The 26,010-nt window shown below is 65.6% G+C and carries 18 protein-coding genes; 4 read left to right on the top strand and 14 right to left on the bottom strand.

Annotated features, from left to right (window positions below):
• Positions 1-27 precede the first annotated feature (27 nt).
• From AC3A4M_RS04055 to AC3A4M_RS04045, 3 genes are all read right to left on the bottom strand, one after another.
• Positions 28-2,529 carry a Tex family protein gene (locus AC3A4M_RS04055; RefSeq protein ID WP_498734135.1) on the bottom strand — a complete coding sequence of 834 codons (2,502 nt, stop codon included), beginning with the start codon at positions 2,527-2,529 and terminating at the stop codon, positions 28-30.
• Between the two features lie 59 nt (positions 2,530-2,588).
• Complete coding sequence (locus AC3A4M_RS04050) at positions 2,589-2,894, bottom strand: hypothetical protein (protein ID WP_498734134.1); 306 nt, start codon at positions 2,892-2,894, stop codon at positions 2,589-2,591.
• Between the two features lie 339 nt (positions 2,895-3,233).
• The gene (locus tag AC3A4M_RS04045) at positions 3,234-4,442 is read right to left on the bottom strand and encodes a Bcr/CflA family efflux MFS transporter (RefSeq protein ID WP_498734133.1); all 1,209 of its coding nucleotides are present in this window, start codon (positions 4,440-4,442) and stop codon (positions 3,234-3,236) included.
• A 189-nt stretch (positions 4,443-4,631) separates the two neighbouring features.
• On the opposite strand from AC3A4M_RS04045, the gene AC3A4M_RS04040 reads away from it, so the two are divergent.
• The gene (locus tag AC3A4M_RS04040) at positions 4,632-6,035 is read left to right on the top strand and encodes an MFS transporter (RefSeq protein WP_498734132.1); all 1,404 of its coding nucleotides are present in this window, start codon (positions 4,632-4,634) and stop codon (positions 6,033-6,035) included.
• 83 nt (positions 6,036-6,118) lie between these two features.
• Here AC3A4M_RS04040 and AC3A4M_RS04035 read toward each other — a convergent pair whose 3' ends face one another.
• From AC3A4M_RS04035 to AC3A4M_RS04005, 7 genes are all read right to left on the bottom strand, one after another.
• Complete coding sequence (locus AC3A4M_RS04035; RefSeq protein WP_498734131.1) at positions 6,119-6,385, bottom strand: GlsB/YeaQ/YmgE family stress response membrane protein; 267 nt, start codon at positions 6,383-6,385, stop codon at positions 6,119-6,121.
• A 239-nt stretch (positions 6,386-6,624) separates the two neighbouring features.
• Positions 6,625-11,646, bottom strand: coding sequence for a peroxidase family protein (locus tag AC3A4M_RS04030; RefSeq protein ID WP_498734130.1), 5,022 nt, complete (start codon positions 11,644-11,646; stop codon positions 6,625-6,627).
• A 356-nt stretch (positions 11,647-12,002) separates the two neighbouring features.
• On the bottom strand, positions 12,003-13,787 hold the full coding sequence (locus AC3A4M_RS04025; RefSeq protein WP_498734129.1) for an acetyl/propionyl/methylcrotonyl-CoA carboxylase subunit alpha: 1,785 nt from the start codon (positions 13,785-13,787) through the stop codon (positions 12,003-12,005).
• A 250-nt stretch (positions 13,788-14,037) separates the two neighbouring features.
• Entirely contained in the window at positions 14,038-14,334 is a 297-nt protein-coding gene (locus AC3A4M_RS04020; protein WP_498734128.1) for a DUF1540 domain-containing protein, read from the bottom strand.
• 118 nt (positions 14,335-14,452) lie between these two features.
• Positions 14,453-15,139, bottom strand: coding sequence for a Maf family protein (locus AC3A4M_RS04015; protein ID WP_498734127.1), 687 nt, complete (start codon positions 15,137-15,139; stop codon positions 14,453-14,455).
• 342 nt (positions 15,140-15,481) lie between these two features.
• Positions 15,482-16,936, bottom strand: coding sequence for a dicarboxylate/amino acid:cation symporter (locus AC3A4M_RS04010; protein WP_498734126.1), 1,455 nt, complete (start codon positions 16,934-16,936; stop codon positions 15,482-15,484).
• Positions 16,937-17,222: 286 nt separating this feature from the next.
• Complete coding sequence (locus AC3A4M_RS04005; RefSeq protein WP_498734125.1) at positions 17,223-19,007, bottom strand: DUF885 domain-containing protein; 1,785 nt, start codon at positions 19,005-19,007, stop codon at positions 17,223-17,225.
• 180 nt (positions 19,008-19,187) lie between these two features.
• Between AC3A4M_RS04005 and AC3A4M_RS04000 the strand changes: the two genes are divergently transcribed.
• Entirely contained in the window at positions 19,188-20,447 is a 1,260-nt protein-coding gene (locus AC3A4M_RS04000) for a serpin family protein (RefSeq protein WP_498734124.1), read from the top strand.
• Positions 20,448-20,508: 61 nt separating this feature from the next.
• Here the strand turns inward: AC3A4M_RS04000 and AC3A4M_RS03995 are convergent, their stop codons facing one another.
• Entirely contained in the window at positions 20,509-21,420 is a 912-nt protein-coding gene (locus tag AC3A4M_RS03995; RefSeq protein ID WP_498734123.1) for an SDR family oxidoreductase, read from the bottom strand.
• 25 nt (positions 21,421-21,445) lie between these two features.
• Entirely contained in the window at positions 21,446-21,913 is a 468-nt protein-coding gene (locus tag AC3A4M_RS03990) for a MarR family winged helix-turn-helix transcriptional regulator (RefSeq protein WP_498734122.1), read from the bottom strand.
• Positions 21,914-22,001: 88 nt separating this feature from the next.
• Between AC3A4M_RS03990 and AC3A4M_RS03985 the strand changes: the two genes are divergently transcribed.
• Complete coding sequence (locus tag AC3A4M_RS03985; protein WP_498734121.1) at positions 22,002-22,862, top strand: SDR family oxidoreductase; 861 nt, start codon at positions 22,002-22,004, stop codon at positions 22,860-22,862.
• A 77-nt stretch (positions 22,863-22,939) separates the two neighbouring features.
• On the opposite strand, the gene AC3A4M_RS03980 is transcribed toward AC3A4M_RS03985, so the two are convergent.
• The gene (locus tag AC3A4M_RS03980; protein ID WP_498734120.1) at positions 22,940-23,287 is read right to left on the bottom strand and encodes an acyl-CoA carboxylase subunit epsilon; all 348 of its coding nucleotides are present in this window, start codon (positions 23,285-23,287) and stop codon (positions 22,940-22,942) included.
• Positions 23,284-24,879, bottom strand: coding sequence for an acyl-CoA carboxylase subunit beta (locus tag AC3A4M_RS03975; protein WP_139006579.1), 1,596 nt, complete (start codon positions 24,877-24,879; stop codon positions 23,284-23,286). The genes AC3A4M_RS03980 and AC3A4M_RS03975 overlap by 4 nt, the downstream gene beginning before the upstream one ends.
• 242 nt (positions 24,880-25,121) lie before the next feature.
• Here AC3A4M_RS03975 and AC3A4M_RS03970 point away from each other — a divergent pair, with 242 nt between their 5' ends.
• Positions 25,122-26,009 carry a biotin--[acetyl-CoA-carboxylase] ligase gene (locus tag AC3A4M_RS03970; RefSeq protein WP_498728676.1) on the top strand — a complete coding sequence of 296 codons (888 nt, stop codon included), beginning with the start codon at positions 25,122-25,124 and terminating at the stop codon, positions 26,007-26,009.
• Position 26,010: the final 1 nt, after the last annotated feature.

Below are 26,010 nucleotides of genomic sequence, written 5' to 3'. Positions count from 1 at the left end.
ACCCGTCGACCAGGCAATCCGCCGTCGTTATTTGCCCAGACCGGCACGGCGCAGCGCTTCCGCCATCGCGGTGTTTCCCGGAGCCGGTTCCTTGCGGTTGTCCCGGCCACGCGGCGGGTTGGGGCGGCCGCCGGAACGGGGGTTGCCCTTGGATTCCCCGCGGTCACGGGACGGGCCGGGCCGGCCACCCTTGCCCGGGCCACCGTTCCCCGGCGAACCCTTGTCCGCGGAGCCGTCCCGGCCTGCCGCTGCGCGTCCGCCCTGCTTGGCTCCCGCTTCATCGTCCAGCCGCAGGGTCAGCGAAATTCGCTTGCGGTCCGGATCGGCCTCAAGAACCTTGACCTTGACTACCTGGCCGGACTTGACCACTTCGTGCGGGTCCGAGATGAACTTGTTGGACATGGCCGAAATGTGGACCAGTCCGTCCTGGTGCACTCCGACGTCGACGAAAGCGCCGAAGGCAGCCACGTTGGTGACGGTACCTTCCAGGATCATGCCCGGTACCAGATCGGAGATCTTCTCCACGCCCTCGGAGAACGATGCCGTGGTGAACGTGGGCCGCGGGTCCCGGCCGGGCTTCTCGAGTTCGGCGATGATGTCCCGCACCGTGGGCAGGCCGAAGGAGTCGTCCACGAAGGTCTGCGGATCCAGCGTTGCCAGCGAACCCACGCCGCGCGGCACATCGGTGGCCGCGGCGCCGGCAGCCGACAGGATCTTGCGGGCCACGCCGTAGGCCTCGGGGTGCACGCTGGAGGAATCCAGCGGCTCGGCGCCGCCGGTGATCCGCAGGAAGCCCGCGCACTGCTCAAACGCCTTGGCGCCCAGCCGCGGCACCTTCTTCAGGTCCGAGCGCTTGGCAAACGGGCCGTTCTCGTTCCGGAAGAACACAATGTTCTCGCTCAGCAGCGGGCCCACGCCGGCCACCCTGGCCAGCAGCGACGGTGAAGCGGTGTTCACGTCCACACCGACGGCGTTCACGCAGTCCTCCACCACGGCATCCAGCGAACGCTCCAGCTTGGTGGCCGTGATGTCGTGCTGGTACTGGCCGACGCCGATGGATTTCGGATCGATCTTCACCAGTTCGGCCAGCGGATCCTGCAGCCGGCGGGCAATGGACACGGCACCGCGGATCGAGACATCCAGCTCCGGCAGCTCGGCCGAGGCCAGGGCGGACGCCGAGTAGATGGAGGCGCCTGCCTCGGAGACCACCAGTTTCTGGATCTTCTGCTTCGGTGCCAGCAGCTTGATCAGCTCGGTGGCCAGCTTGTCCGTCTCGCGGGAGGCGGTGCCGTTGCCGATAGCCACCAGGTCCACGTTGTGCTTTTCGGACAGGCGGGCCAGGGTAACCAGCGCATCGTCCCACTTCTTGGCCGGCGCGTGCGGGTAGATGGTGTCCGTGGCGACCACCTTGCCGGTGCCATCAACCACGGCGACCTTCACGCCGGTCCGCAGGCCCGGATCCAGTCCGAGCGTGGCGCGGTTCCCGGCGGGGGCGGCCAGCAGCACGTCGCGCAGGTTGGCCGCGAAGATCCGCACGGCTTCGTCCTCGGCGTCGGTAAAGAGTCGCACGCGCAGGTCGATCGCGAGTTTGACCAGAATGCGGCGCCAGCCCAGCTGCGCCGTCTGCATCAGCCACTTGTCCGCCGGCCGGCCTTGGTCAGCGACGCCGAGTTTGTAGGCCACGGCGTTTTCGTAGCGGCCGCGCGCAGCCGCGAATTCTTCCTTGTCCGAGGCGTCGCCTTCGACAATGTTCAGGTCCAGCACGCCTTCCTTCTCGCCGCGCAGCAGCGCCAGGACACGGTGCGAGGGCAGGCCCGAAGGGACCTGCGCGAAGTCGAAGTAGTCGGCGAACTTCTGCCCCTCGGACTCCATGCCTTCGCGCACCTGCGCACGGACCAGCCCCTGCTTCCAGAGACGCTCGCGCAGTTCGGTGACCAGATCCGCGTCCTGGCTGATCCGCTCCACCAGGATGGACCGCGCTCCTGCCAACGCTTCGGCCGCGTCGTTGATGGCATGCTCGGAGTCCAGGTAACCGGCTGCTTCAGCCTCAGGCTCAAGGCCAGGGTCGGCCAGCAGGGCGTCCGCCAGCGGCTCGAGCCCGGCCTCGCGGGCGATCTGCGCCTTGGTCCGCCGCTTGGACTTGAACGGCAGATAGATGTCTTCGAGCCGGGCCTTCGTGTCCGCGGCCTTGATGCTCGCCTCCAGCTCGGCGGTCAGTTTGCCCTGCTGCGCAATGCTTTCCAGCACGGAACGACGGCGGTCCTCGAGTTCGCGGAGGTAGCGCAGCCGTTCTTCCAGGTCGCGCAGCTGGGCATCATCGAGCGTGCCGGTGACTTCCTTGCGGTACCGGGCGATGAACGGCACGGTGGAGCCGCCGTCGAGCAGCTCCACGGCGGCCTTGACCTGCCAGGGCTTGACGCCGAGTTCTTCGGCAATCTGGGCGTAGATCCGGGCGTTGAGCTGGTCCGGATCGACCGGCTTCAGAGCGGGGCTGGCGGCGGGCACTGCGGAGCTGGGCGTTTGCGTCACCCGATCCATTTTGCCGTATCCGGACGGCAGCGTGGGAAACGGTGCCGGCGCGTGGAGCGTCACTGCTCGTCCGGGTAGTAAAAGCCGTAGTCGTCGTACGGGTCCCGCCAGGCGGATTCGTCCCGGGTAATGCGTCTAACATCCGACGCCGGAACCCACTGAGTGCGCATGGAACCGTTTTCGTCCACCCACTTGAGCTGCACCGCGTTGCGGTCCCAGGAAATGGCCTTCGCATCCACGGTGTCATCGGAGCCGGCGCCAATGCGTGCGCGCACATAGGGCTCACGGCGGTAGGGCGCCCGGGTGACTGTTCCGTGCTTAACCGGGCGTCCGCCGTCGTTCCTTGCGTATTTCCTGGCGGTCACAACATCCACTTTATTCACGAACGCGAGCATGGCAGCCGGCTCGGACAATATTCGGTCCCGGCCGTCGGCGCCAGCGGATCCCTGTTATTCCCAGGGCGAGGCACTAGCATGGGGCCAACTGCCAATCATCGGGTGTGGGGATCCAATGGGACTAAGAAGGAAATGGCGCCGCTTGAGCGACGCCAAGAAGAGGAACATCGCCAATACCGTGGTGGCGGTGCTGGCCGTGCTGGTGCTGGCGGCGGTTGCCTACGCCATGCTGGCGTAGGGCCGCCGGTCCGGGCGGGGCCTGACTCCCGGCTCGGGCGGGGCCTGGAGACTGCCGGTCCGGCTCGGTACTCACGCGGCCCGGCGAGCTTCGATCCGGCCGGAGACGAGGAACAGTGCGCCGGCACAGAGGCAGCAGCCGAGCATCAACATGGCCATGGGAACGGCTGTGAAGCCTCCGCCGATGCCGGCCAGCGGTGTGACCAATGCGCCCAGCACGAACTGGGAGGCGCCCAGCACGGCTGAGCCTTGGCCCGCCGCCTGCCGGACCGTGCCGATGGCCAGGCTGGTCGTGTTGCCCATCAGGAAACCTGAGCAGCTGATGGCAAAGAAGATGGGAAGGGCCGCCCAGATGGCCGGTACGTCGGACAGAACCAGGACGAAGATGGCTGCGGTCATGATCAGCTGTGCCGTCAGGGCCGCGGCAATAATGCGCCGCACGGCGAAGCGGCGGATCAGCCGGACCGAGGCCAGGCCGCAGGCCATCATCCCCAGCGCGTTGACGGCCGCGGCCGCGCCATAGCCGATGGCGCTGAAGCCCATCAGATTCTGGTAGACAAAGGACGAGGCCGAAATATAGGAGATGATCACGCCGAAGGTGAAAGCGAACTGGAGCACGTAGGCCGGAAACAGGCCTCCCTTGAACGCCCGCCGGACCACGGCGCCGGCGGCAAGCAGGGCGGCCTTGTCACGGGCATGCGGGGGATGGGTTTCGCGGACCAGCAGCAGGACACCGCCGAGCATCACCGCGAAGATCCCTGCCAATACCCAGAAGATGCTGCGCCAGCTGCCGGCGGCAAGCAGGACGCTGCCCAGCAGGGGAGCCAGCACCGGAGCCAGGCTGGAAATGGTCAGCAGCAGGGTGAAAGCCCGCGCCGCACCGGTACCGGCGTTGAGGTCCGAAACGATGGCGCGGCCAATGACGATGCCGGCCGCCGCGGCAAAACCCTGGACAAAGCGGGCCCCGACCAGGAACCAAATATCCTGGGCCAGCGCAGCCGCAATACAAGCGACGACGGCGATGGCGACGCCCACCATGAGCGGCCGGATGCGCCCGTACCTGTCCGAAAGTGGGCCGAACGCCAGCTGCCCGAGCGCGATGCCGAGCAGCAAGGCCGTCAGCGTGAGCTGGGCGCCCGAGGCACGCACGCCCAGATCGGTGGCGATCATGGGCAGCGACGCCAGATACATGTCGGAGGACAACGGCGCGGCGGCGGCCAACAGCGCAAGGACAGCCAGCAGCGGTCCTGACATGGCCGGCGTCGTACGTTGTGCAGTCATGGCCATTATCCAAACACGCTCCGGCAGCAAGTCATGGCTGTATGACGCGCAGCTGGACTCAGGAAAACGACGGGTATTTTGGTGCCGTTTGTCCAGAGGTGTCCGTATATTGGAACGATGTCCGGATGCTGGACGAAGGGGCGTAGAATTTCCGGCGGTAATCATTCGTTTTCATCGAAAGCCGACACCATGTCTTCTGCAGCACCAGCCTCAACGGGTGCCTCCAAGGCCCCGGTCAACTCCCGCGGCCGCGTGATCGTTGCCAGCCTCATTGGCACGTCCGTTGAGTTCTACGACTTCTACGTCTACGCCACGGCCGCCGTGCTCGTTTTCCCGGCCTTGTTTTTCCCCGGCGCCGATGCCGCCACCGCTCTGCTGAGTTCGTTCGCCGTCTTCGGCGTCGCCTTCATCGCGCGGCCGCTCGGGTCCATTGTCTTCGGGCACTTCGGCGACAAGTTCGGCCGCAAGGGCACGCTGGTCGCCTCGCTGCTCACCATGGGCATCGCGACCTTCCTGATCGGCTGCCTGCCCACCGCGCAGGTCACCGGCTGGTCGTTCTGGGCTCCGGCCCTGCTGGTGGTCCTGCGCTTTGCCCAGGGCCTGGCCCTTGGCGGCGAATGGAGCGGGGCCGCACTGCTGGCGACCGAGAACGCTCCGGCGAACAAGCGGGCCATCTACGGCACGTTCCCGCAGCTGGGTGCCCCGATCGGCTTCATCATTGCCAACTCACTCTTCCTGGTGCTGAGCATCAACCTGAGCAACGAGGCGTTCATGTCCTGGGGCTGGCGCATCCCGTTCCTGGGCAGCGCCGTCATGGTCATCATCGGCCTCTGGGTCCGCCTGAAGCTGGTGGAAACTCCGGCTTTCCAAAAGGTTGTGGACAAGGGCGAGGTCACCAAGCTGCCGCTCGGCCGCGTCTTCAAGTCCAGCTGGCGCCAGCTGATCCTGGGTACCTTCATCATGCTGGCCACGTACGTGTTGTTCTACCTGATGACCACCTTCACGCTCTCCTACGGCACCGCCGCCAAGACGGTGGACGACGCGGCAGCGGCCGCGGCCGCAGCCGGCGAGGACTTCGACCCCTCCGCGTTCACCGCCGGCCTGGGTTACGCCCGCAACGACTTCCTGCTGATGCTGATCATCGGCGTCGTCTTCTTCGGGATCTTCACGATGGTGGCCGGGCCGCTGGCAGAAAAGTTCGGCCGTCGGAAGACGCTGATCTGGGTCTCCCTCGGCATCGTGGCCTTCGGTTTCCTCTGGGTTCCGCTCTTCGGCGGCGGGTTTGCCGGCACCATGCTGCACCTGATCATCGGCTTCACCCTGATGGGCCTGACCTTCGGCCCCATGGGAGCCATGCTGCCGGAGCTGTTCCCGACCAACGTCCGGTACACCGGTTCGGCCGTGGCCTACAACTTCTCCTCGATCCTCGGCGCTTCCGTAGCCCCGTTCATCGCGGTGGCGCTGTGGCAGGCGGCCGACGGCAGCACCTTCCTGGTGGGCATGTACCTCAGTGGCGCGGCCGTGGTCACGCTGATCTCCCTGTTCCTGACCAAGGAAACCAAGGACATGGATTACGAGGGATTGAGCAGCTGATCCCCCTCTGATTCGAAGTCAAAGAAGCCCGCGGTTCCAACAGGAACTGCGGGCTTCTTATCAGTTAAGGATTCGGCTGTCCGTTAGTGGACTTCCTTCCGTTTCGTGATGAAGCCCCAAATCAGCAGTACAACGAGGGCACCTGCGATGGCAACGAGCCAGGTCTGGATGCTCCAGAATTCCTCCAGCCCAACGTTGAAGATGGCGCTGCCAACCCAGCCGCCCAGCAGGGCGCCGACGACGCCGAGTACTAGGGTTGCGATCCAGCCGCCGCCTTGGTCACCCGGCAGGATCAGCTTGGCGATAGCGCCCGCAATTAGTCCGAGAATAAGAAAAGCAAGAAAACCCATGATGCTCTCTCCTTACGGTGATCAATGGTCCCCCGACGGGATTGCCGGGGAGTGTCCCTTACCAATTCCCACGGTACAACAAAGCATGCTTATTGTATTGTCTTTTTGCCAAAGGAATTTTGCGCGGCTAGGGTCTTCGCTGCGTGCGCCGTCTCCAAGACAAGCGGAAGTGTCCGCAGCCGGTAGCTGCGGACACTTCCCTCAGGCGTCACGTCTTGCGTACCGTGCGCTGTGAGCGCCTACGGTGCCGCCTGAACCTCATTTGCAGTCGGTTCGGAAACCAACTGGACGGGGGTTCCGTCGCCGCCGGTGTAGGTGACGACCACCTGAACAGTGAAGCCGACTTCGGCCTCGCCGAGAAGGAAATTGCCGGTCGTTCCGTCCTGGGTGGTGGCTGCTGCGCCCGTGTCGGGGTCAACGACCTGGAGCTCGAACCGGATGTCCGTGACCTCTGGATCGGTAATCTCCGCCGTTGCGTTTACGGTCTGTCCTTCCACGAGGTCGCCCACGTTGAGGTTGACCGTGCCGGCGGGCAGCTCAACCGGTGCTTCAACACCGTCGGAGACGTCCACCGTTTCATCGCTGAACTGCAGCTGCTCGATGTTGCGCAGAATGTCCTGGCGAATGCCGGGGTTGGCAACACTGGTGACCCGGATGGCGCCATCGGAAAGCTGCTGGATTTCGAACTCTTCGCGGGTTTCTGCGTAGACGACTGTATCGGTGGCATCAGCTTGGTTGGCGTCGGCGCCGACAACACTGCGCTCGATGAACAGATCTGCCGGGCTAATGGTCCGGTTGAAGATCCGTTCCGAGAAGGCCGAGATCGACTTGGCCGTTTCGGCTACTGCCCCGCCGGCAGGCCGCCAGACAACGTTCACGTCCAGCCATGCGTCGCCGTCGACGAAGTTGCGTCCGAGGCGGGGCTCGACGAGGTCGCTGCCCGGGCCGGCCAGCAGGATGTTGTTGTTGAAATCATCCGGTGTGGTGGGCTGACCGTCGAGGAACGGCAGGGCGTATTCGGGAAGATCACCGCCGCCCAGCAGGTCCCGAAGACCGGCGATCCGGTCCAGGTGTTCCTGGGTCATGCGGTGACCGTATCCGAGGGTGCCGATTTCCGGAGCGACGAGATCATCTTCCGATTGGGATCCGCGGATAACGTCGTTGCTGTTCCACCCGGCGACTGCTTCGACTCCGAGGTACCTGTCGCGGATACCCGACTCGACTTCGGGAACGATCTGCAGCCTGTCCATGTCGACCCTGGCCGGGAACTTGTTGTCCTTGAACGTCACCCAGTCGAAGCCAAGCATGCCGCCGAACCGCTCCGTTCCCGTGCCGGCGATCATGATGTCGTCGCCGCCTTCGGCATCGTGGTCCGCGTTGCCGGAGCCGCCGTTGAGGACGTCGTGCCCGCCGTGCCACAGGGCGGGATCGTTCATCATGGTGTTGCTCAGATCGCCGACCAACAGATCGCTGCCGCCCGGACCGCCTTCAATCCAATCGTCCCCTTCATCGCCGCGGATGTTATCCGGGCCGGTGGAGCCAAGAATGAAGTCATTCCCGAGGCCGCCAAAGACCGTGGAATTGTCCTGGCCGCCGAGGATGAAGTCCTGTCCGGAGCCGCCGAAGAGCAGGTCCGCTACGCCGGGTCCACCGCTGAGGGCATCGTTGCCGGCCTCACCCTGGAGCCTGTCGTCGCCGTTGAGATCGGTCAGGATGTCATCGCCGTCGCCTCCCATCAGGGCATCGACGCCGTCGTCACCTTCAATCCGGTCGTTGCCGGCGCGGCCCCAGAATGAGTCATCGCCGATGCCGCCCCGGAGGCTGTCGTCGCTGTCTGTCCCCTGCATGGTCGTATGTTCGCCGCCGGTAAACCGGGACCATCCGTCCAGCGTCTGCAGCCCGGCGGCGGAGAGATCCGCTGCCGGCTCGGTCAGGTCGAAGGTCGCCTGGGCTGCAGCGAAGACGTCGTGCGGCAGCTTGTCTGCGGAGGTGTTCCGCAGGATCAGCTGGGAGAACGAATTGGCTTCGAGCGTGTGGAACAAGGAGTTGCCCAGGTTCCTGGTCAGGTAGTAGAAACGGTCGCCGTTCTGCAGGTTTTCCAGCTGCTGTTCGAACACCACATTGAATGTGGTGCCGAGCATGCCGCCGAAAACGAACGGCTTTTCAGCCATGCCGCCCATCCAGAAGTCGATGTCGTTGACGCCGGTTTCTGCGGCCGGAGCGGTCATGAACGCCTCGTCCTCGATGAGCAGCGCCGCCGCTGCACGCTTTCCATCCAGCGTGTCAACGTCCAGCGACGGGTGGATTCCGTAGGCAGCCACGAAGTTCAGGATGGACTCCGGATTCTTCATCGCGAGCCGGAAGTCCTCCCAGCTGGTGTACGGGGCAAGTTCCGGGTGCCGCGAATCTTCGTAGAACGTTTGGCGTGCCACCTGCAGCGATGGAACACCGGTCTCGCGTGCCCGCAGCATATTGATGGTGGCCAGATCCAGCGGGAGTCCCAGCAGTTGGTTGCGCAGCGTATCGGTCACGAATTCGTCGATGGCGTTCGCCGTCTGATGCGTGGTGCCCCGGATGATGGAACCGGCAGCCTCATCCGGTGACAGCGCAGAACCGTCCGGTGCGGTCAGGTAACCCTGCGGGTTCAGGAAGCCGTCGAAGAGCGGCATGTCCTCCATTTCGCCGTTGACCTCGCGCCGGATGTCCTCGGTAAGCAATGAATGCCCGAACCGGTAGACCACGTGTGCGAATTCCGCGACGATCGCCGGGTCCACATCCGGCATGTAGGAATTCTCGTTCAGAGTCGTGGCATCGATGTTCGGCTGGATCCGGCGGGCAAACTCTTCGAAAACGAGGTGCTGGTATTGCATCTCGGTGAAGAAGCGCGCCGCCTGGAACAGCCGCTCACCGTAGTCCCAAATGCCGTCCTCGGCCATGTAACGGTCCCGAAGTTCGGCCGGTGCCTCGTTCTGCAGGAAGTCATTGATCTGGTCCATGACCCGGTTGTGCTCCGAATGGAACACGTGGTGCACCGCGGTCAGGGCGACGTTCTCGTTGCCGCGCCCATCGCCGGTGGCGAAGTGGCTGCCCAGCAGTTCGGCGTCGTAACCGCTCGGCGGATTTGGCGTCGCGCCATGTGCAATATCGTCCAGGAAAGCCTGGTTCACCCGGACCACGTTCTCCGGTACGGCAACGCCGCCATCGGCAGGATCGCCTTCAACCAAGGTGCCGTCTTCGAGGACCAGTTGCGGATAGCCGTTCGGGCCGGGAACAAAATGGCCGTACGGATCCATCCGCAGCATCGGTACATTAAGGGCGTCCATGTCCGTCAGATTGATGCCGAGAATGGTGCGCGCTTGGTTCTTGACGTCGTTCCAGGTGGCCAGCCCTTCACCACCGGCGCCGTTGAGCAGTTTGCCGGTGACCTCGGGCCCGTTTGCTCCGGCCACGTATTCCCGGAGGAACGCCTGGTGCGAAGGGTGGGATGTGTAGGTCTGGTTCTGGTCGACGAACGGTGTGGTGCGGTTAGTGTGTTCCTGGCTGCCGTCCTCGCCGATGGTGGCGCGGGAGAGAGTCAGGAAGTTGGTGCGGGAGCCCTCGACATACAGCGGATCATCCGGCTGCAGCGGGACCACGATGGTGCCGTTGCCGCCCTTGGACACCTGGTCCAGACCGTGGTCGAAGAACTGCCCAAAGAACGTGAAGAAGCTCGTTACGGAAGCCGAGAGACCCTCATCCGTAGCAATGTCGGGGATGAAAATTTCGGACCCCCCGACCAAGCCGGCCAGTTCGGCTTCCACTCCTGCGCTCACGGCCATCGGGCCGCCGAGGACGATGGCTTTTTTGGCCTTGAGCCGCTGCAGCTCGGTAGCGACGCTGGCCGGGACTGCCCCGCTCTTCGGCACCAGCAGGATGGGCGCACCCCGCTTCCCCGCAGCAGGCGAACCGGAAAGCGCATCCGGGAAGTTCTCCCCGGTGCTGAGATAGACGGTGTCTACATTCGGTTCGTAATGGGCCGCCGAGATCATTGCGGCCGTGTCGTACAGTGTGGTTCCACCGATCCGGGTGACGTTGGCGCCGGCCCGGGTGTTCAGTTCATTGAAGACCGGATCGCTGATCGCCATCGGCCCGCCGAGGACAACAATCTCGGAGGGATTCAACCGGTCCAGTTCGGTGGCGGTGGACGCAGGGATGCCATTCCTGGTAACCAGGAGGACGGGATTCCCGTCCCTGGCCGCAGGTGCGGCGGCGGCCAACGCATCCGGGAAGTTCAGGCCCGTGGCGATGAACACCTTCGACGCACCATCGGGATGATTAGCCCGGCTGATGGCTGCCGCGGTGTCGTAGCGGGTTGTTCCGGCCTGGCGGGTCACCGTTCCTGCCGTGAATTGCTGGAGCGCGGTGGCTACATTGGCTGTGACAGCCACATCGCCGCCGACGACCACGATCCGCTGCGGCTGGAGCCGGGCCAGTTCGGCCCGGATGGATGCGGGAATGCTGTTTGAATTGACCAGCAACAGCGGTCCGCCGTTGGCCATGGCTGCCGGTCCTGCTGCCAATGCGTCAGAGTAGTCATCCGCGCGCGCTACGTAGGCCACCGGTACACCCGGGTTGTAGTTGGCCTTGCTGATTTCGGCGGACGTATCGAACAGGGTGGTGCCATACGTTCGGCTGAACGCGGTGCCGTCAACGAGGCCGGCCCCTTCAATCCGCTCGGACGCTGCCACCGCCGCAGGGTTGTCGATCGTCTCGTCCACGATCAAGTTGCTGATGATGCGGGGTTCCGCGTCGTAGACGAATTCCCCGTCGGTGCTTTTGTACGACGTCGGCGTCCCCGGAGCTCCGCCTGGGGCGCCGCCGCCGGGAATCGGATCGGCATCCTTGAAATCGGCCGGAAGCAGCCGCGGAAAGTCCTTCCCGCTTGTGCCGTAGCCGTCCTGGCCGGGCATGAGGTTGTTCCAGCGGCCGTCAACGGTCCGCAGCCCGAACGGCAGCGTCGGCGAACCCACGCAAGGGTCGCCGTCGAGGTCGTAATGTGTCTGTTCGGCGATGTTGAAGGTGGCGCCGGCCTGGCACAGCGGAGATGAATCCTCGTCTTCAACAATGGTGTCCTCGGCGTGCGCTTCGGAAATATCGATCTGCTTGATAATGAACTCCAGGTCACCGGTGGTGACGTTGAAATCCTGACCCGGCGGCGGTGCCGCCGCAGCTTGGCCGGGGAGCATGACCCCGGATAAGACCACCGCGCTGCCGGTGGCCAATGCTGCCAGTTTGGTACTTGTTTTGCGGCGCGCTGAAAGGCGCCGCGGACTCTTGTCCATCGTGTTTCCCCAATTCCGAATGGACCCGCTCTTTGCGCGGAGCCTCCCCAAACGGCCGGGCCGTCCGGTGCGAGTGGATCGAGCCGCCGTGCCGTCTCTGCGAGCCTTACACCAGCACCCTTGGAAAAAGTTGAGGCCCTAGTCGGAGCGTGGTTTCGGGAGTGCGCACTGCAGCCAGCCGCTGATGATGGCAGCAGGCACAGCCGCCGCTCGGTCCGTTAACCAGCGGTGCCCGGTCCGTCAACGGAACCCGGGCACCTTGGGCAGGAGCTGCTGGGAGAGGAGCGGCGCCGCTCTCAGTCGATGATGGCGGCCAGTACGGCGCCGGCAGAGACCGTGGCGCCCGGCTTCGCCGTCAGTTTTGCGATGGTGCCGGCCTTGTGGGCTGTCAGCGGTTGCTCCATCTTCATGGCCTCAAGCACGACGACGAGATCGCCTTCAGCGACAGTGTCACCTTCGCTGACGGCCACCTTGACGATGGTGCCCTGCATCGGTGAGGACAGGTCATCCCCACTGGCCGCCGCGCCGGCCGAGCCGCCGGAACGCCCGCGGCCGCGCTTGGGCTTGCCGTTGGACTTGGTGGCGGTGCCGCCGGAGGTGTTCAGGCCCGCGGGCAGCACAACTTCCAGCCGTTTGCCGCCTACCTCAACGGTCACGCGCTGGCGTTCGCCGTCGTCGTCGCTGGCTGTTGACGCCGCGGCATCGAAGGCGGGAATCTCGTTGACGAACTCGGTCTCGATCCAGCGGGTGTGGACCTTGAAGGGCTCCAGCGGGTCCGCCGGGGCGAAGTCCGGATCCGCCGTCACGGCGCGGTGGAAGGGCAGGACCGTCGGCATGCCGCCGATCTCCATCTCCTCCAGGGCGCGGCGGGCGCGCTGCAAGGCCTGATTGCGGCTGGCGCCGGTGACCACGAGTTTGGCGAGCAGGGAGTCGAAGTTGCCGCCGACCACTTCGCCGGCTTCAACGCCGGAGTCCACGCGGACGCCGGGGCCGGTGGGCAGCTTCATCGATTCCACGGTGCCCGGCGCCGGCATGAAGTTGCGGCCGGCATCCTCGCCGTTGATGCGGAACTCGAAGGAGTGGCCGCGGATCTCCGGGTCGCCGTAGCCCAGTTCCTCGCCGCAGGCCAGCCGGAACTGCTCGCGGACCAGGTCCACGCCGGCAACCTCCTCGGAAATGGGATGCTCCACTTGAAGGCGCGTGTTGACCTCGAGGAAGGAAATGGTGCCGTCCTGGCCGACCAGGAATTCGCAGGTGCCGGCGCCCTGGTACCCGGCCTCGAGCATGATGGCCTTGGACGCCTCGTACAGCCGGTAGTTCTGGTCCGCGCTCAGGAACGGGGCGGGGGCTTCCTCGACGAGCTTCTGATTGCGGCGCTGCAGCGAGCAGTCCCGGGTGGAAATAACGACGACGTTGCCGTGCGCATCCGCGAGGCACTGGGTTTCCACATGCCGGGGTGCATCCAGGAAGCGCTCGACGAAGCACTCGCCGCGGCCAAAGGCAGCAGTGGCCTCACGGACAGCGGATTCGAAGGCCTCGGGGATTTCGTCCCGGTCACGGACCACCTTGATACCACGGCCGCCGCCGCCGTACGCGGCCTTGATGGCCAGCGGCAGGCCGTAGGCGTCCGCGAAGGCGAGGACCTCGTCCACGCCCTGCACCGGATCTGCGGTGCCGGGAACCAGGGGGGCGCCGACCTTTTCGGCGATGTGCCGGGCCTGGACCTTGTCTCCGAGTTTGGCGATGGCGTCGGGGGAGGGGCCGATCCAGATCAGCCCGGCGTCGATGACGCGCTGGGCGAAGTCCGCGTTTTCGGCGAGGAAGCCGTAACCGGGGTGGACTGCGTCGGCGCCGGAGGCTGCGGCCACTTCGAGCAGTTTGTCCATGGCCAGATAGGACTCCGTGGCGGTGCTGCCGCCCAGGGAGTAGGCCTCGTCGGCCAGACGGACATGCAGCGCATCCCGGTCAGGCTCTGCGTAAACGGCGACGGAGGCGAGGCCTTCATCCCGTGCGGCTCGGATTACGCGGACGGCAATTTCACCACGGTTGGCGATCAGTACCTTGGTGATGCGCTGGGTCATTCAAAGCTCCTTCTATCCTTGAGGAGCCTAGCGCGGTTTTGCGGGTATCGCCCAATAACCATGCCAATTGTGCGTGTGTGGGCGTGGTTCTTTGTAGGTGTTCTACAAAACGGACGGTGCTGGAGCCGCGCCGCCTTGCCTGCTCAGGCGAGGCCGGATGAACGGCGCATGGCCTGCCAACCCGGTACGCGCCCGAGCAGGACCGGTCCACAAATGAGCAGGGTGGCGGGCAGGCACTCCGGTCAGGTTTTTACGCGGTGCCGTGCTCGTAGGTGAGGCAGTCCGCGTTGTCCGCTCCCGGTCCAACGCGGATCTGCGGGGCCTGGCACATCAGGTGGTCATTGTGGACGCATTCAGCGCGTTGGCAGGCACCGATGCTGGCGACGACCTTGGGCAGGCCGCCGCTGATGCCGGTGTCAATGAACGTGGCGCAGGCTGCGTGGTCCTCGCCGCCGGCCACAGTGATGGCTCCGGCGTGGCACTCGGTATGGTCGTTGAAGGAGCAGTTCGTGATGGTGCAGTCGTGCACATGCGAAGTTACAGTCATGGCAGTTCCTCCGTCTCTGGGCAGCCCGGGCCGGGCGTGCCTGTTTCCACGGTAGGCCTGTCCGCGCCAATGAAAAAGTCACATTTTTCTGCTGTATTTGCCGGGGCCGGAGTACCGACTATTTCCCCCAGAGGTCCGTGATCTGTACGTTGGCACTCGCCAGCAGGTGGCGCAGGGTGGAAATTGAAAGACCGACGACGGCGTGCGGATCGCCGTCGACGCGCTCGATGAAGGCTCCGCCCAGCGAGTCGATGGTGAAGGAACCGGCTACCTGAAGCGGCTCGCCGGTGGCGATGTAGGCGTCGATCTCTGCATCGCTGAGCTGGGCGAAGTACACGCCAGCGGAGGCAACCGCGCCAATGGTGGCGCCTGACCCAACGGTGCTGCCAGCGGCGGCACCGTTGTCCATGCCGGATGCCTCCTCGTCGGCGTCCGCGGGCACATCCCTGCAGTCGACTAGCCAGTGCCCGGTGTGCAGCACGCCGTGGCGGCCGCTCATCCGGTGCCAGCGCTCGCGGGCAATCTCGGGTTCGTACGGCTTGCCGTGTGGTTCGCCGTCGAGCTCGAAGACGGAGTCGCAGCCCAGGACCAGCGCGCCCTCCGCCTCGGGCAGGCTGGCGACAGCTTCAGCCTTGGCGCGGGCGAGCAGCAAGGCGGTGTCATGCGGGTCTGTCAGCCCGTAGTGCGCTGTGACAGCATCCTCGTCCACGTCGGACACGAGAATGCTGTGGGAGACGCCGGCGTCGGTGAGGAGTTTGGTGCGGGCGGGGGAGGCGGAGGCGAGAATCAGGCGCAAATCAGTCACGTCCCTAAGCGTAATGCCCGCTTCAGCAAGGTCGGCATCAGCCAGCGAAGAACGGTCATCGCTTCGGCCGCCGCTCGGCAAGTAGCGCACAAACCGACATATCCAATGTTGATTTATCAACATGCCGCTCTCCACCGTATGATCTCCACGGGGATTCTTCCGGCTACCTCTCGCACAGCAGAGTGGCGAAGGCAGCGGAATGGACCGGTGCACCGTTGCGGCTGGACCGTTCCGGGACCGGTGGATCGTTGGGGGATACACCGTTCCTGAACAGCAAAACGCTCGGCCGGAGGCACTTCCCGGCCGAGCGTTTTCTTGTACTGCTGTACCTAGCGCAACAGGTTAGCGATTCGAGTCGACCAGGTTTTCCTCGCGACGTCCGGTGGGAACCCCGGCGGAATCAGCGCCGGTTTCAATCCGGTCTACACCGTCCGTGTCCACGGCGGCGTCGTCGGTAAACGGATCGCCGGTGCGCTTCGCGTTGTAGAGGTCCAGATCCAGGATGCCCTGGCGCTTGGAGACGATCGTCGGGACCACGGTCTGGCCGGCCACGTTGACGGCGGTGCGGCCCATGTCCAGGATCGGGTCGATGGCCAGCAGCAGACCGATGCCTTCCAGCGGCAGCCCCAGCGTGGACAGCGTCAGGGTCAGCATGACGGTGGCGCCGGTGGTCCCGGCGGTCGCGGCCGAGCCGAGCACGGCCACCAAAGCGATCAGCAGGTAGTGCGTGAAGTCCAGCTGCACACCGAAGAACTGGGCGACGAAGATCGCAGCGATCGCCGGGTAGATCGAGGCGCAGCCGTCCATCTTGGTTGTCGAGCCCAGCGGCACGGCGAAGGACGCGTAGGCCCGCGGTACGCCGAGGTTCCGCTCGGTCACGCGCTGGGTCAGCGGCATGGTACCCATCGAGGAGCGCGACACGAAGGCCAGCTGGATGGCGGGCCACGCGCCGGAGAACCACTGCTTGACGGACAACCCGTGGGCGCGGATCAGCACCGGGTAGACCACAAAGACCACCAGGGCCAGGCCCACGTAGATGGACAGCGTGAACATGGCCAGCGAGCCCATGGTGTCCCAGCCGTATGTGGCAACGGCCTTGCCGATCAGGCCAACGGTGCCGATCGGGGCCACGCGGATGATCCACCACAGCACCTTCTGGATCACGGCCAGTGCGGAGGCATTGAGCTTCAGGAACGGCTCGGCGGGCGCACCCACCTTCAGGGCGGCGATGCCGACGGCGATGGAGATGACCAGGATCTGCAGCACGTTGAAGCTGATGCTCGTGGTCATGTCGCCGGATTCGGCCACCTTGGTGCTGGCTTCCAGCCCCAGGAAGTTGCCCGGGAACAGGCCGGTCAGGAACGCCCACCAGTCACCGGTGCGCCCGGTGTACTCGCCGGGCACCTCGCCGGCAGCGCTGGCACCGGGCTGCATGATTGTGCCCAGAACCATGCCGATCACCACGGCGATGAACGCGGTGATGGCGAACCAGAGCAGTGTGTTCCAAGCCAGCTTGGCGGCATCGGAGACCGCACGAAGATTGGCGATGGAGCTGACCACGGCGGTGAAAATCAGCGGCACTACGGCGGCCTTCAGCAGCGAGATGTAACTGGAGCCGATGGTCGTCAGCGTCTCGGTGAGCCAGTTCGGTTCGCCGGCGGCCGACTCGCCCATGTTCTTGGCCACGAGACCAAGGATGAGGCCGGCAATCAGCGCGGCGATGATCTGCGGGCCGAAGGCGGTGGCCCACGAGGGCAGTCTCCGGGCCTGTTTTTCGGGGCTGGTAGCAGTAGTCACTCGAAGACCATAGATGGCGCGTATACCAAGTAAAAGGCAGCGTTGCGAAATATTACAACGACGTACGACGGCGGGCCGTCACCCTTGGTGTGACGGCCCGCCGGTGCGAGGGTTCTGTGAAGTTATTCCCGGCGCCCGTGTGAGGAAAATCGCCGGCGACGGTCCTGGTCTGCGAAAGCGGTGCTGGCCAACACCGTTTTCGCAGGCGAGGACCGTCGCCGGTGACTCGGCTGCGTTGCGCTCAACATTATTCCCGCCGCCTTTGCCCGCGGGAATAATGTCCCTCCTACGCCTCGGAAGCCGCAGCGACGTCGCCCAGCAGTGCGCGGCGCAAGGTATTCAGTCCCACCGAGCCCAAGTTGAGTGCCTCGCTGTGGAACCGTTTGATGTCGAAGGACTCGCCCTCGCTGCGGCGGCGCTCGTCGCGGATCTGCTCCCACAGCCGCTGGCCCAGTTTGTAGGAGGGCGCCTGTCCCGGCCAGCCCAGGTAACGGGTGAACTCGAACTTGAGCTGGCCCTCGCTGATGGCAATGTTCTTCTTCAGGAACTCGTAGCCCTTCTCCGGCGTCCACGTTCCCGAACCCCAGCGCGCGGGCACCTCTAGTTCCAGGTGGACGCCGATGTCGAAGACCACGCGGGCGGCGCGCATACGCTGGGCGTCCAGCATGCCCATCTTGTCGCCCGGATCTGCCAGGTAGCCCAGGTCTTCCATCAGCCGCTCGGCGTAGAGCGCCCAGCCTTCGCCGTGGCCGGACACCCAGCAGATGTTCCGGCGCCAGTTGTTCAGGAGCTCGCGGCGGTAGGTCGCCGTCGCAATTTGGAGGTGGTGGCCGGGCACGCCCTCGTGGTACACGGTGGTCGTTTCCTTCCACGTGGTGAAGGAATCCTCGCCCTCGGGTACGGACCACCACATGCGGCCCGGGCGGGAGAAGTCGTCGGACGGCCCGGTGTAGTAGATGCCGCCTTCCTGCGTGGGCGCGATGCGGCATTCGAGCCGGCGCATCGGTTCGTAGATGTCGAAGTGCGTGCCGGACAGTTCCGCCACCGCGCGGTCCGAGAGCTGCTGCATCCAGGCCTGCAGCGCGTCCGTGCCGCGCAGCTGCCGGGACTCGTCCGCATCCAGCGCGGCCATCGCCTCTTCGATGGAAGCGCCGGGCTTGATCTGCTGGGCCACGGCTTCCTGCTCGGCGATGATGCGGTCCAGTTCCTCCACGCCCCACTGGTAAGTCTCTTCCAGATCGACCGTGGCGCCGAGGAAGCGGCGGGACATCAGCGAGTAGTGCTCCCGGCCAACGGCGTCCTTTTCGGGCGCTTCCGGCAGCAGCTCGTTTTCGAGGAACGCAGCCAGCGAGGCGTAGGCGTGGGAAGCGGCTTCGGCGCCGGCAGCCAAGCGCTTGCGCAGGTCCTCGGGCAGCCCGCCGTCGCCGTCACTGGCCGCGATGGACCCGTCGCCGCTCTGCTGGACGTCGCCGTCGGCAATCCGGGCGGAAGCGGCCAGCGAATGGAAAAAGCCGTCCTCCGCCGCGTACGCCCTGGCCTGCTCGATCACGGTACGGATCTGGCGCTTGGCCGCCACCATCCCGCGTTCCTTCGCCGCGCGGAGCGAGCTGGCGTAGCCGCTGATGGCGTCCGGCACGTTGTCCATCCGGCCGGCGATGTTGTTCCAGTCCTCGGCAGTGGCCGTGGGCATCAGGTCGAAGATGGCGCGGATGTCCTGCGAGGGCGAGGCGATATTGTTCAGGTCCGCCAGGTCCAGGCCGCTCTCGTGGATCTCCAGCTCCAGCCCCAGCCGCTCGCGCATCGCATCCAGGGTCACCCGGTCCACATCGTCCGTGGGCTCCAGATCCTCCAGCCGGCGCAGCGCCTCGCGGGTGCATTCGGCCAGCGCCTCGGCACCGGCGGGGGAGTAATCCGGGTATTCGGTCTCGTGGCCGGGGATGCCCAGCGACGTTGCGAGCGAGGGATTCATCTCCAGCAGCGACTCGGTGAAGGAGTCCGCCACGGCGTCGATCGCCGAGGGGTTCCGCACGGCCGTGTTATCCAGGGTGGTTTCAGATGTCTGGTTAGTCACAAGCCGAGCCTACCTGCCATCGGTTGCCTGTGGACACTGCCTGTGGGTTTCGCAAGCCTTCCGTGTCCGGATTGTGCCCGGCGCGGGTCTGTTGTTTGCCGGCGGGTGAACGTAGGTTGAAAGTACGGGGCCGGCCGGCGGAGCGGCGCGCCCGGAATGTCAAGAGGACGGTGCAGGGATGTGCGCAGAAGAACGACGGCGGTGCTCGCCGCGCTCGGGCTGGTGCCGGTTTTGACGCTGGCCGGGTGCGGTGCGCCGGAGCCGGAACTGCTGGTGGCGGACGGGGTGGAGCAGCAGTCTGTCGCCTTGCAGGAGTACCCGGAAGCCGTGGCATCGCTGCAGGATGCCACGCTCAAACTCGGCGCGGCCATGCTTGCCGGCAGGCCGGAGATGAACCAGGTCACGAGCCCGGCCAGCCTGCTCTACGCGCTCGCCATGCTGCGCACCGGCGCCGGCACCACGACGGCGGCGGAAATGGATGCGGTGCTCGGCCTGCCTGCCGAGGACCGGGACGAGGCGATGAACGCGCTGCTCAAGGCGTGGCAGGAGCACGACGGCGATCCCGGCTCCGTCGACGAGGACGAGCCTCCGGCCACACCGCTGCTGCACCTGGCCAACGGGGTGTTCGTTGATGCGGGCACGCCTACCGGCGAGGAGTACCTGGCCCGGCTGGCGGAGCACTACGGTTCGGGCGTCTATCCAGTGGACTATGCGGATCCCGCCACCAAGGACAAGCTGGACGCCTGGGTGGACCACAACACCGGCGGCCGGATCACGGAAGCGCCCGGCGGGTACGACGAGGACAACACGCTGACCCTGCTGAACGCGGTGTACTTCGCGGCGGCCTGGGCGGATCCGTTCTCGCCGTCGTCAACCAACACCCAGGACTTCACCTTGCTGGACGGGGAGGTGGTCCAGGCGGAGCTGATGGGGAAACTGCTGCGCGCCGACTACGCCCGCGGCGAGGGCTGGCAGGGGATAGACCTGCCCTACAACCAAGGCTTCCTGATGCGTCTGGTCCTGCCGGACGAAGGTTCGCCGGTGCTGGATGAAGCAGGACTGGCAGCAGTGAACCGGGCGATGGCTGCGGCGGATCCGGCGATGGTGTCGCTGGGGCTGCCGAAGTGGGAGCACGAGTACACCCAGAACCTGATCCCGGTGCTGCGCGGCCTGGGCCTGGCGGAGACTTTCGGCGAGGCGCCGGACCTCCACGCCATCCAGCCGGAGGCCCGTGTCACCGGCGCGACGCAGCAGGCCAACATCACAGTGGGAGAGAAGGGCACGGTGGCGGCTGCCGTGACGCAGCTGGATGTTATGGCCGGCTCGCTCCCGCCGCAGCCGGACGTGAGGCTGGACTTCAACCGCCCGTTCCTTTACCAGATCATCCACGCGGACACGGGGCTGCCGCTCTTCCTGGGCACCGTCATGGATCCGCGCTGACTGGGTGCGACGGACAGAAGGTGGGCGATCCGCCGTCGTTAATCGTGGGCGTGACGGCAGCTCAACGGTAGCCGGTGGTATCCGCGGGTTTGTCCGGATCCTGGACCTCGCGCATGTACCGCCAGGCGTCGGGCTGGCTGCCGTCGACATCCGTGAAGCCGTAGACCTTGGCCAGCTCGCCGCTGGAGAGCGACTTGCCGTTCCAGCGGGAGACCTCGGGATCCTGGGCGAGGGCCGCGACAGCCCGGCCCACGTAGGCCGGGGTCTCGGAAATGGCGAAGTGCGGAATGCGCTCGGTGGCATCGCGCCAGTTCGCTTCGGTTACGCCGAATTCGTCCAGCATCGCTTCGGACCGCAGCCAGCCCGGGGTCAGCGAGAGCGCCGTGGCGCCGTACGGCTTTAGGTCGTGCGCCAGCAGGAAAGCCATCCGGTTCACCGCAGATTTGGCCAGATCGTAGAAGAACGAGGCCCGGTAGTTTTCCGCATTGTACTCGTCCGTACCGTCGGTGACTTCGATAGCCAATCCGCCCGGCTGCCGGATCAGCAGCGGCAGGGCGAAGTGGCTGGTGATGGCGTGGGTGTCCACGCCGAGCCGGAGCATGTGCAGGCCAATATCCAGCGAGGACTCCCAGACGGATTTGTCCCACTCCATGACGGTGGCGCCCCAGATGTCGTTGACGAGGATGTGCAGGACGCCCTGTTCGGCATCGATGCGGGCCACCAGATCGCGCACCTCGTCAGGGACGAGATGGTCTACTCTGACCGCGATCCCGTGGCCGCCGGCCTCCTCGACCAGTTGCGCGGTCTCCTCGATGGTTTCCGGCCGCTGCATCTCCGACGACTGGTCCCGGGTGGTCCGTCCGGTGACGTAAACGGTGGCGCCGGCCGCACCGAGCTGAACGGCGATGCCCCGGCCCGCGCCCCTGGTCCCTCCGGCGACGAGGGCAACTTTGCCTGTCAGCGATGCTTGCATGCGGCCGACGTTAGTCCTGCGGAGGTTACTCCGGCAAATGTGGGAAGTCGGCGCCGAGCAGCGTCCTGCTGATCGCCGCCAGCTGGCGGACCTGCTCTTCGTCGAGGCGGTCGAAGACGGCGGCCCGGACGGCGGCGACATGGCCCGGCGCGGCGGCAGCGATTTTGGCCACACCGGCTTCGGTGATGCGCGCCAGCACCACCCGGCGGTCATTGGCGTCCATGGCCCGGGTGACATAGCCGTCCTTTTCCAGCCGGGCGACAATCCGGGAAAGCCGGGACTGCGAGGTATTGGTCAGCTCCGCCAGTTTGCTCATCCGGCATTCGCGGGTGGCGGACTCCGAAAGCATCGCCAGCACCATGTAGCCGGCGACGGTCAGGTCCTCGTCGCGCTGCAGCTGGGACTCCAGCGTGGCCGGAAGCCGGAACATCAGCGAGGCAACGGCCAGCCATGCTCGGCGTTCCTCGGGATTCAACCACTGCGGCTCTGTCATGGAACAACTCTACCGGGAATTCACTTGACGCTTCAAATGATTCCACCTACATTAGTTTCTGTTGCAAGTAATCAACGCAAGGAGCAACATGACCACGTATGCAGTAACGGGAGCAACAGGCGAACTGGGCGCACTCGTCATCGATGCCCTGCTGGAACGCGAGATCGAAGCGGCAGCAATTGTCGCCGTCGTACGCAATACGGCGAAGGCCGCAGGCCTGCAGGAACGCGGGGTGACGGTCCGCGAGGGCGACTACGACAAGCCCGAAACCCTGGCTTCGGCACTGGCAGGCGTGGACACCCTCATGTTTATCTCCGGCAGCGAGGTCGGCCAGCGCGTCCGGCAGCATGGCAACGTCCTGGCGGCTGCCAAGGCCGCCGGCGTGAAGCGGATTGCTTACACCAGCGTGCTGCGCGCGGATACCAGCGACCTGGCCCTGGCTCCGGAGCACAAGGCCACCGAGGCCCTGATCCGCGAATCCGGCATCCCCTTCACGCTGCTGCGCAACGGCTGGTACATCGAGAACTACACCGGCCAGCTGGGCCAGTACCTGCAGGCCGGCGCGGTCATCGGCGCCGCCGGCGATGCCCGGATTGCCGCCGCCACCCGGGCCGACTTCGCCGAGGCAGCCGCCGTGGTGTTGACCGGCGAGGGCCACGAGAACGCCGTTTACGAACTCGGCGGCACGCCCTTCACCATGGTCGAACTCGCTTCCGTCATCTCCGAGGTGACCGGCCGGAACATCGGCTACCGCAACGTCACCCTGGACGAGTACCAGCAAGGCCTGCTCGCCGCCGGCCTGGATGAGGGCATGGCAGGCTTCCTCACCGCACTCGAGGCCAACACGGCCGCAGGCGACCTCGACACCGAAAGCGAGGATCTGGCGAAGCTGATCGGCCGTCCCAGCACGCCGCTGGCTGAAGCGGTGCGGGCGGCACACACCGCCTGATCCACGGGACCAAGTCCCGCACAAAGACCGGAGACCGGCAGCGCGTTGGGGGCTGCCGGTCTTCTTATTTTGTGGCCTTACCGGAAGGTGTGCCGCCAGGCACCGGGGCCGTGCTGAACCACCGGGCGCAGCAATTCACGACGGCGGGAGCCGCGGCGGCGCGCTCGGCCGCCGGTTTCGTCCTCGGTAGAGGAGGACTGCAGCGCAAGAACGACGGCGGTCAGCGCCGCGAGTTCTTCGGCGCTGGGATTTCCCTTGGCAACAGTAAACAACGGGGCCTGCTCGGTCTGGGCCTCGGCTTCTGCGTGCATGCGTTCCTCATTTCCGGACCAGCGCGTGGCGGCCTGGTCGGGGCTGGACCAGCGGGTATGGCCGGTGGCTGTTCCCGCCGGACGGATGTGTGTCCTTGCGTGGCCGACGGTCACAGCGGGATGTTTCCGTGTTTCTTGTGCGGCATGGTGGCCCGCTTGTCCCGCAGCGCGCGCAGGCCGCGGACAATCTGAAGCCGTGTGTCGGACGGCGCCACCACCGCGTCCAGGTAGCCGAGCTCGGCCGCCTGGTACGGATTGAGCAGTTCTTCCTCGTACTGGGTGACGATCTCCTGGCGGCGGGCTTCAACGTCTCCGCCTTCGGCCTGCACGGCGGCGAGGTCCCGCCGGTAGAGAATGTTCACCGCGCCCTGGGCACCCATGACGCCGATCTGGGCGGTGGGCCAGGCGATGTTCAGGTCAGCGCCGAGCTTCTTCGAACCCATGACAATGTAGGCGCCGCCGTAGGCCTTGCGGGTGATGACGGTCAGCTTGGGCACGGTGGCTTCAGCGTAGGCGTAGAGCAGCTTCGCGCCGCGGCGGATGATGCCGTTGAACTCCTGGTCCTTGCCCGGCAGGAAACCGGGGACGTCCACCAGGGTCAGGATGGGGATGTTGAACGCATCGCAGTGCCGGACAAAGCGGGCGGCCTTTTCCGAGGCGTTGATGTCCAAGGTTCCGGCGAACTGCATGGGCTGGTTGGCGACTACGCCGACAGTGTGCCCCTCCACCCGGCCGTAGCCGATGATGACGTTGGGCGCGTAGAGGGACTGCATCTCGAGGAAGTGGCCGTCGTCCATTACATGCTCGATGACCGTGCGCATGTCGTACGGCTGGTTGGCCGAATCCGGGATGAGCGTGTCCAGCTCAAGGTCTGCCTCGGTGGTCTCGAGCACCTCGTCGAAGTCCAGCAGCGGGGCTTCGGTGAGGTTGTTCGAGGGCAGGAAGTCCAGCAGCTCCCGGACAAACTCGATGGCGTCGGCTTCGTCGGCGCCCAGGTATGTGGCGGTGCCGGTGGTGGCGTTGTGCTGCCGGGCGCCGCCGAGGGTCTCCATGTCCACTTCCTCGCCGGTGACCGTCTTGATGACGTCCGGCCCGGTGATGAACATGTGCGAGGTCTTGTCCACCATGACCACAAAGTCCGTCAGCGCGGGGGAGTAGGCGGCACCGCCGGCGCACGGGCCCATGATCAGCGAGATCTGGGGAACGACGCCGGAAGCGGCCACGTTGTTGCGGAAGATGTCCGCGAACATGGCCAGCGAGGCGACGCCTTCCTGGATGCGGGCGCCGCCGCCGTCGTTAATCCCGACAACCGGGCAGCCGTTGCGCAGCGCGAACTCCTGCACCTTGACGATCTTTTCGCCGTTGACCTGGCTCAGCGAACCGCCGTAGACGGTGAAGTCCTGACTGTAGAGCGCCACCAGCCGGCCGTCCACCGTGCCGTAGCCGCTGACCACGCCGTCGCCGAGCGGCTTCTTCTTCTCCATCCCGAAGGCGGTGGAGCGGTGCGTGGCCAGAGCATCGAACTCAACAAAGGAGCCTTCGTCCACCAGCAGCTCGATGCGCTCTCGGGCGGTGTGCTTGCCGCGCGCATGCTGCTTTTCAATGGCTTCGGCGCCGGAGGGCTGCATGGCCTGGGCCTGGCGGCGGCGGAATTCCGCGATCTTGCCGGCAGTGGTCGACAGATCAAGATCTGTTTCGAGGCTCATGAAATCTCCGGATTCTGCGCGCTTGGCGTTGCTGGTGGCGTTGCTGGTGGCGGTCTCAGTGTGCCCGCGGGAAGGCGTTAAGTAGGTTTCGTACAAAAAGTCTGCCGACCGCGGCACTGTTTCACCAAGTCTAGTAAGTGCCGGTGGGTCAATAGCTGTAGCAATCCTACAATTTCGCGCGTAGACATTTTGCCGCCCGCGCGTCCGGTGCCTAAACGGGCCGCTCTGCGTAGGATGGATTCATGAGCCAGAGTTTCTCCGACGTTGACCGACCGGCGCTGGATTTCGAAGGACTCAGCGATGCGCTCTGTGCTCCGCTGGGACCCTACCGGAAGCTGGAACTGGTGGAGTCTACCGGCTCCACGAACTCCGACCTGGCCACCAAGGCCGGCGGAGACAAAGTGGGCTTCTCCGATCTGAGCGTCCTGGTGGCCGAAGAGCAGACCCAGGGCCGCGGCCGGCTGGACCGGCAGTGGACCGCCCCGCCGCGCTCCTCCGTGATTGTCAGCGTGCTGCTGCGCCCGTTTAACCACGCCGGGAACCCGGTGCCCACGCAGAGCTACGGCTGGTTCTCGCTGCTGGCGGCCATGTCCCTGGCCGAGGCGCTGGGCGAGTACGCGCAGCTGGAGGCCAAGGTCAAGTGGCCCAATGATGTGCTGGTCAGCGGCCGGAAGATCTCGGGCATCCTCGCCCAGATGGTGAGCTACCCGGACGGCACCCCGCCCGCCGTCGTTATTGGCAGCGGCGTGAACGTGACCCTGGGCAAGGAGGATCTGCCCGTTCCCACGGCCACCTCCGTGGCGCTGGAAAAGGGTGCGACGACGGACCGCACCATCCTGCTGATGTCCTACCTGCGGGTTTTTGCCCAGCGCTACCGCCAGTTCTGCAACGTCAACGGGGACCCGAAGGCGCAGTGGAAGGATGGCAGCAGCCTGCTCTCCCGGCTGCAGAAGGTCATGGTCACGCTCGGCCAGCAGGTGCGTGCGGAGCTGCCGGACGGCGGGGAGATCATCGGCGAGGCGTTCGGGCTGGACAGCTTCGGCGCGCTCAAGGTGCGTGAAGCGGACGGCACCGAACATGTAGTGTCCGCCGGCGACGTCGTACATCTGCGCCCCTACGAAGGTTCATGAT

It is taken from the genome of Arthrobacter sp. Soil_C_60, from assembly GCF_057656375.1.
Note: the sequence above shows the minus strand (reverse complement) of the source record. Positions and strands in the feature narration are given on the sequence as shown.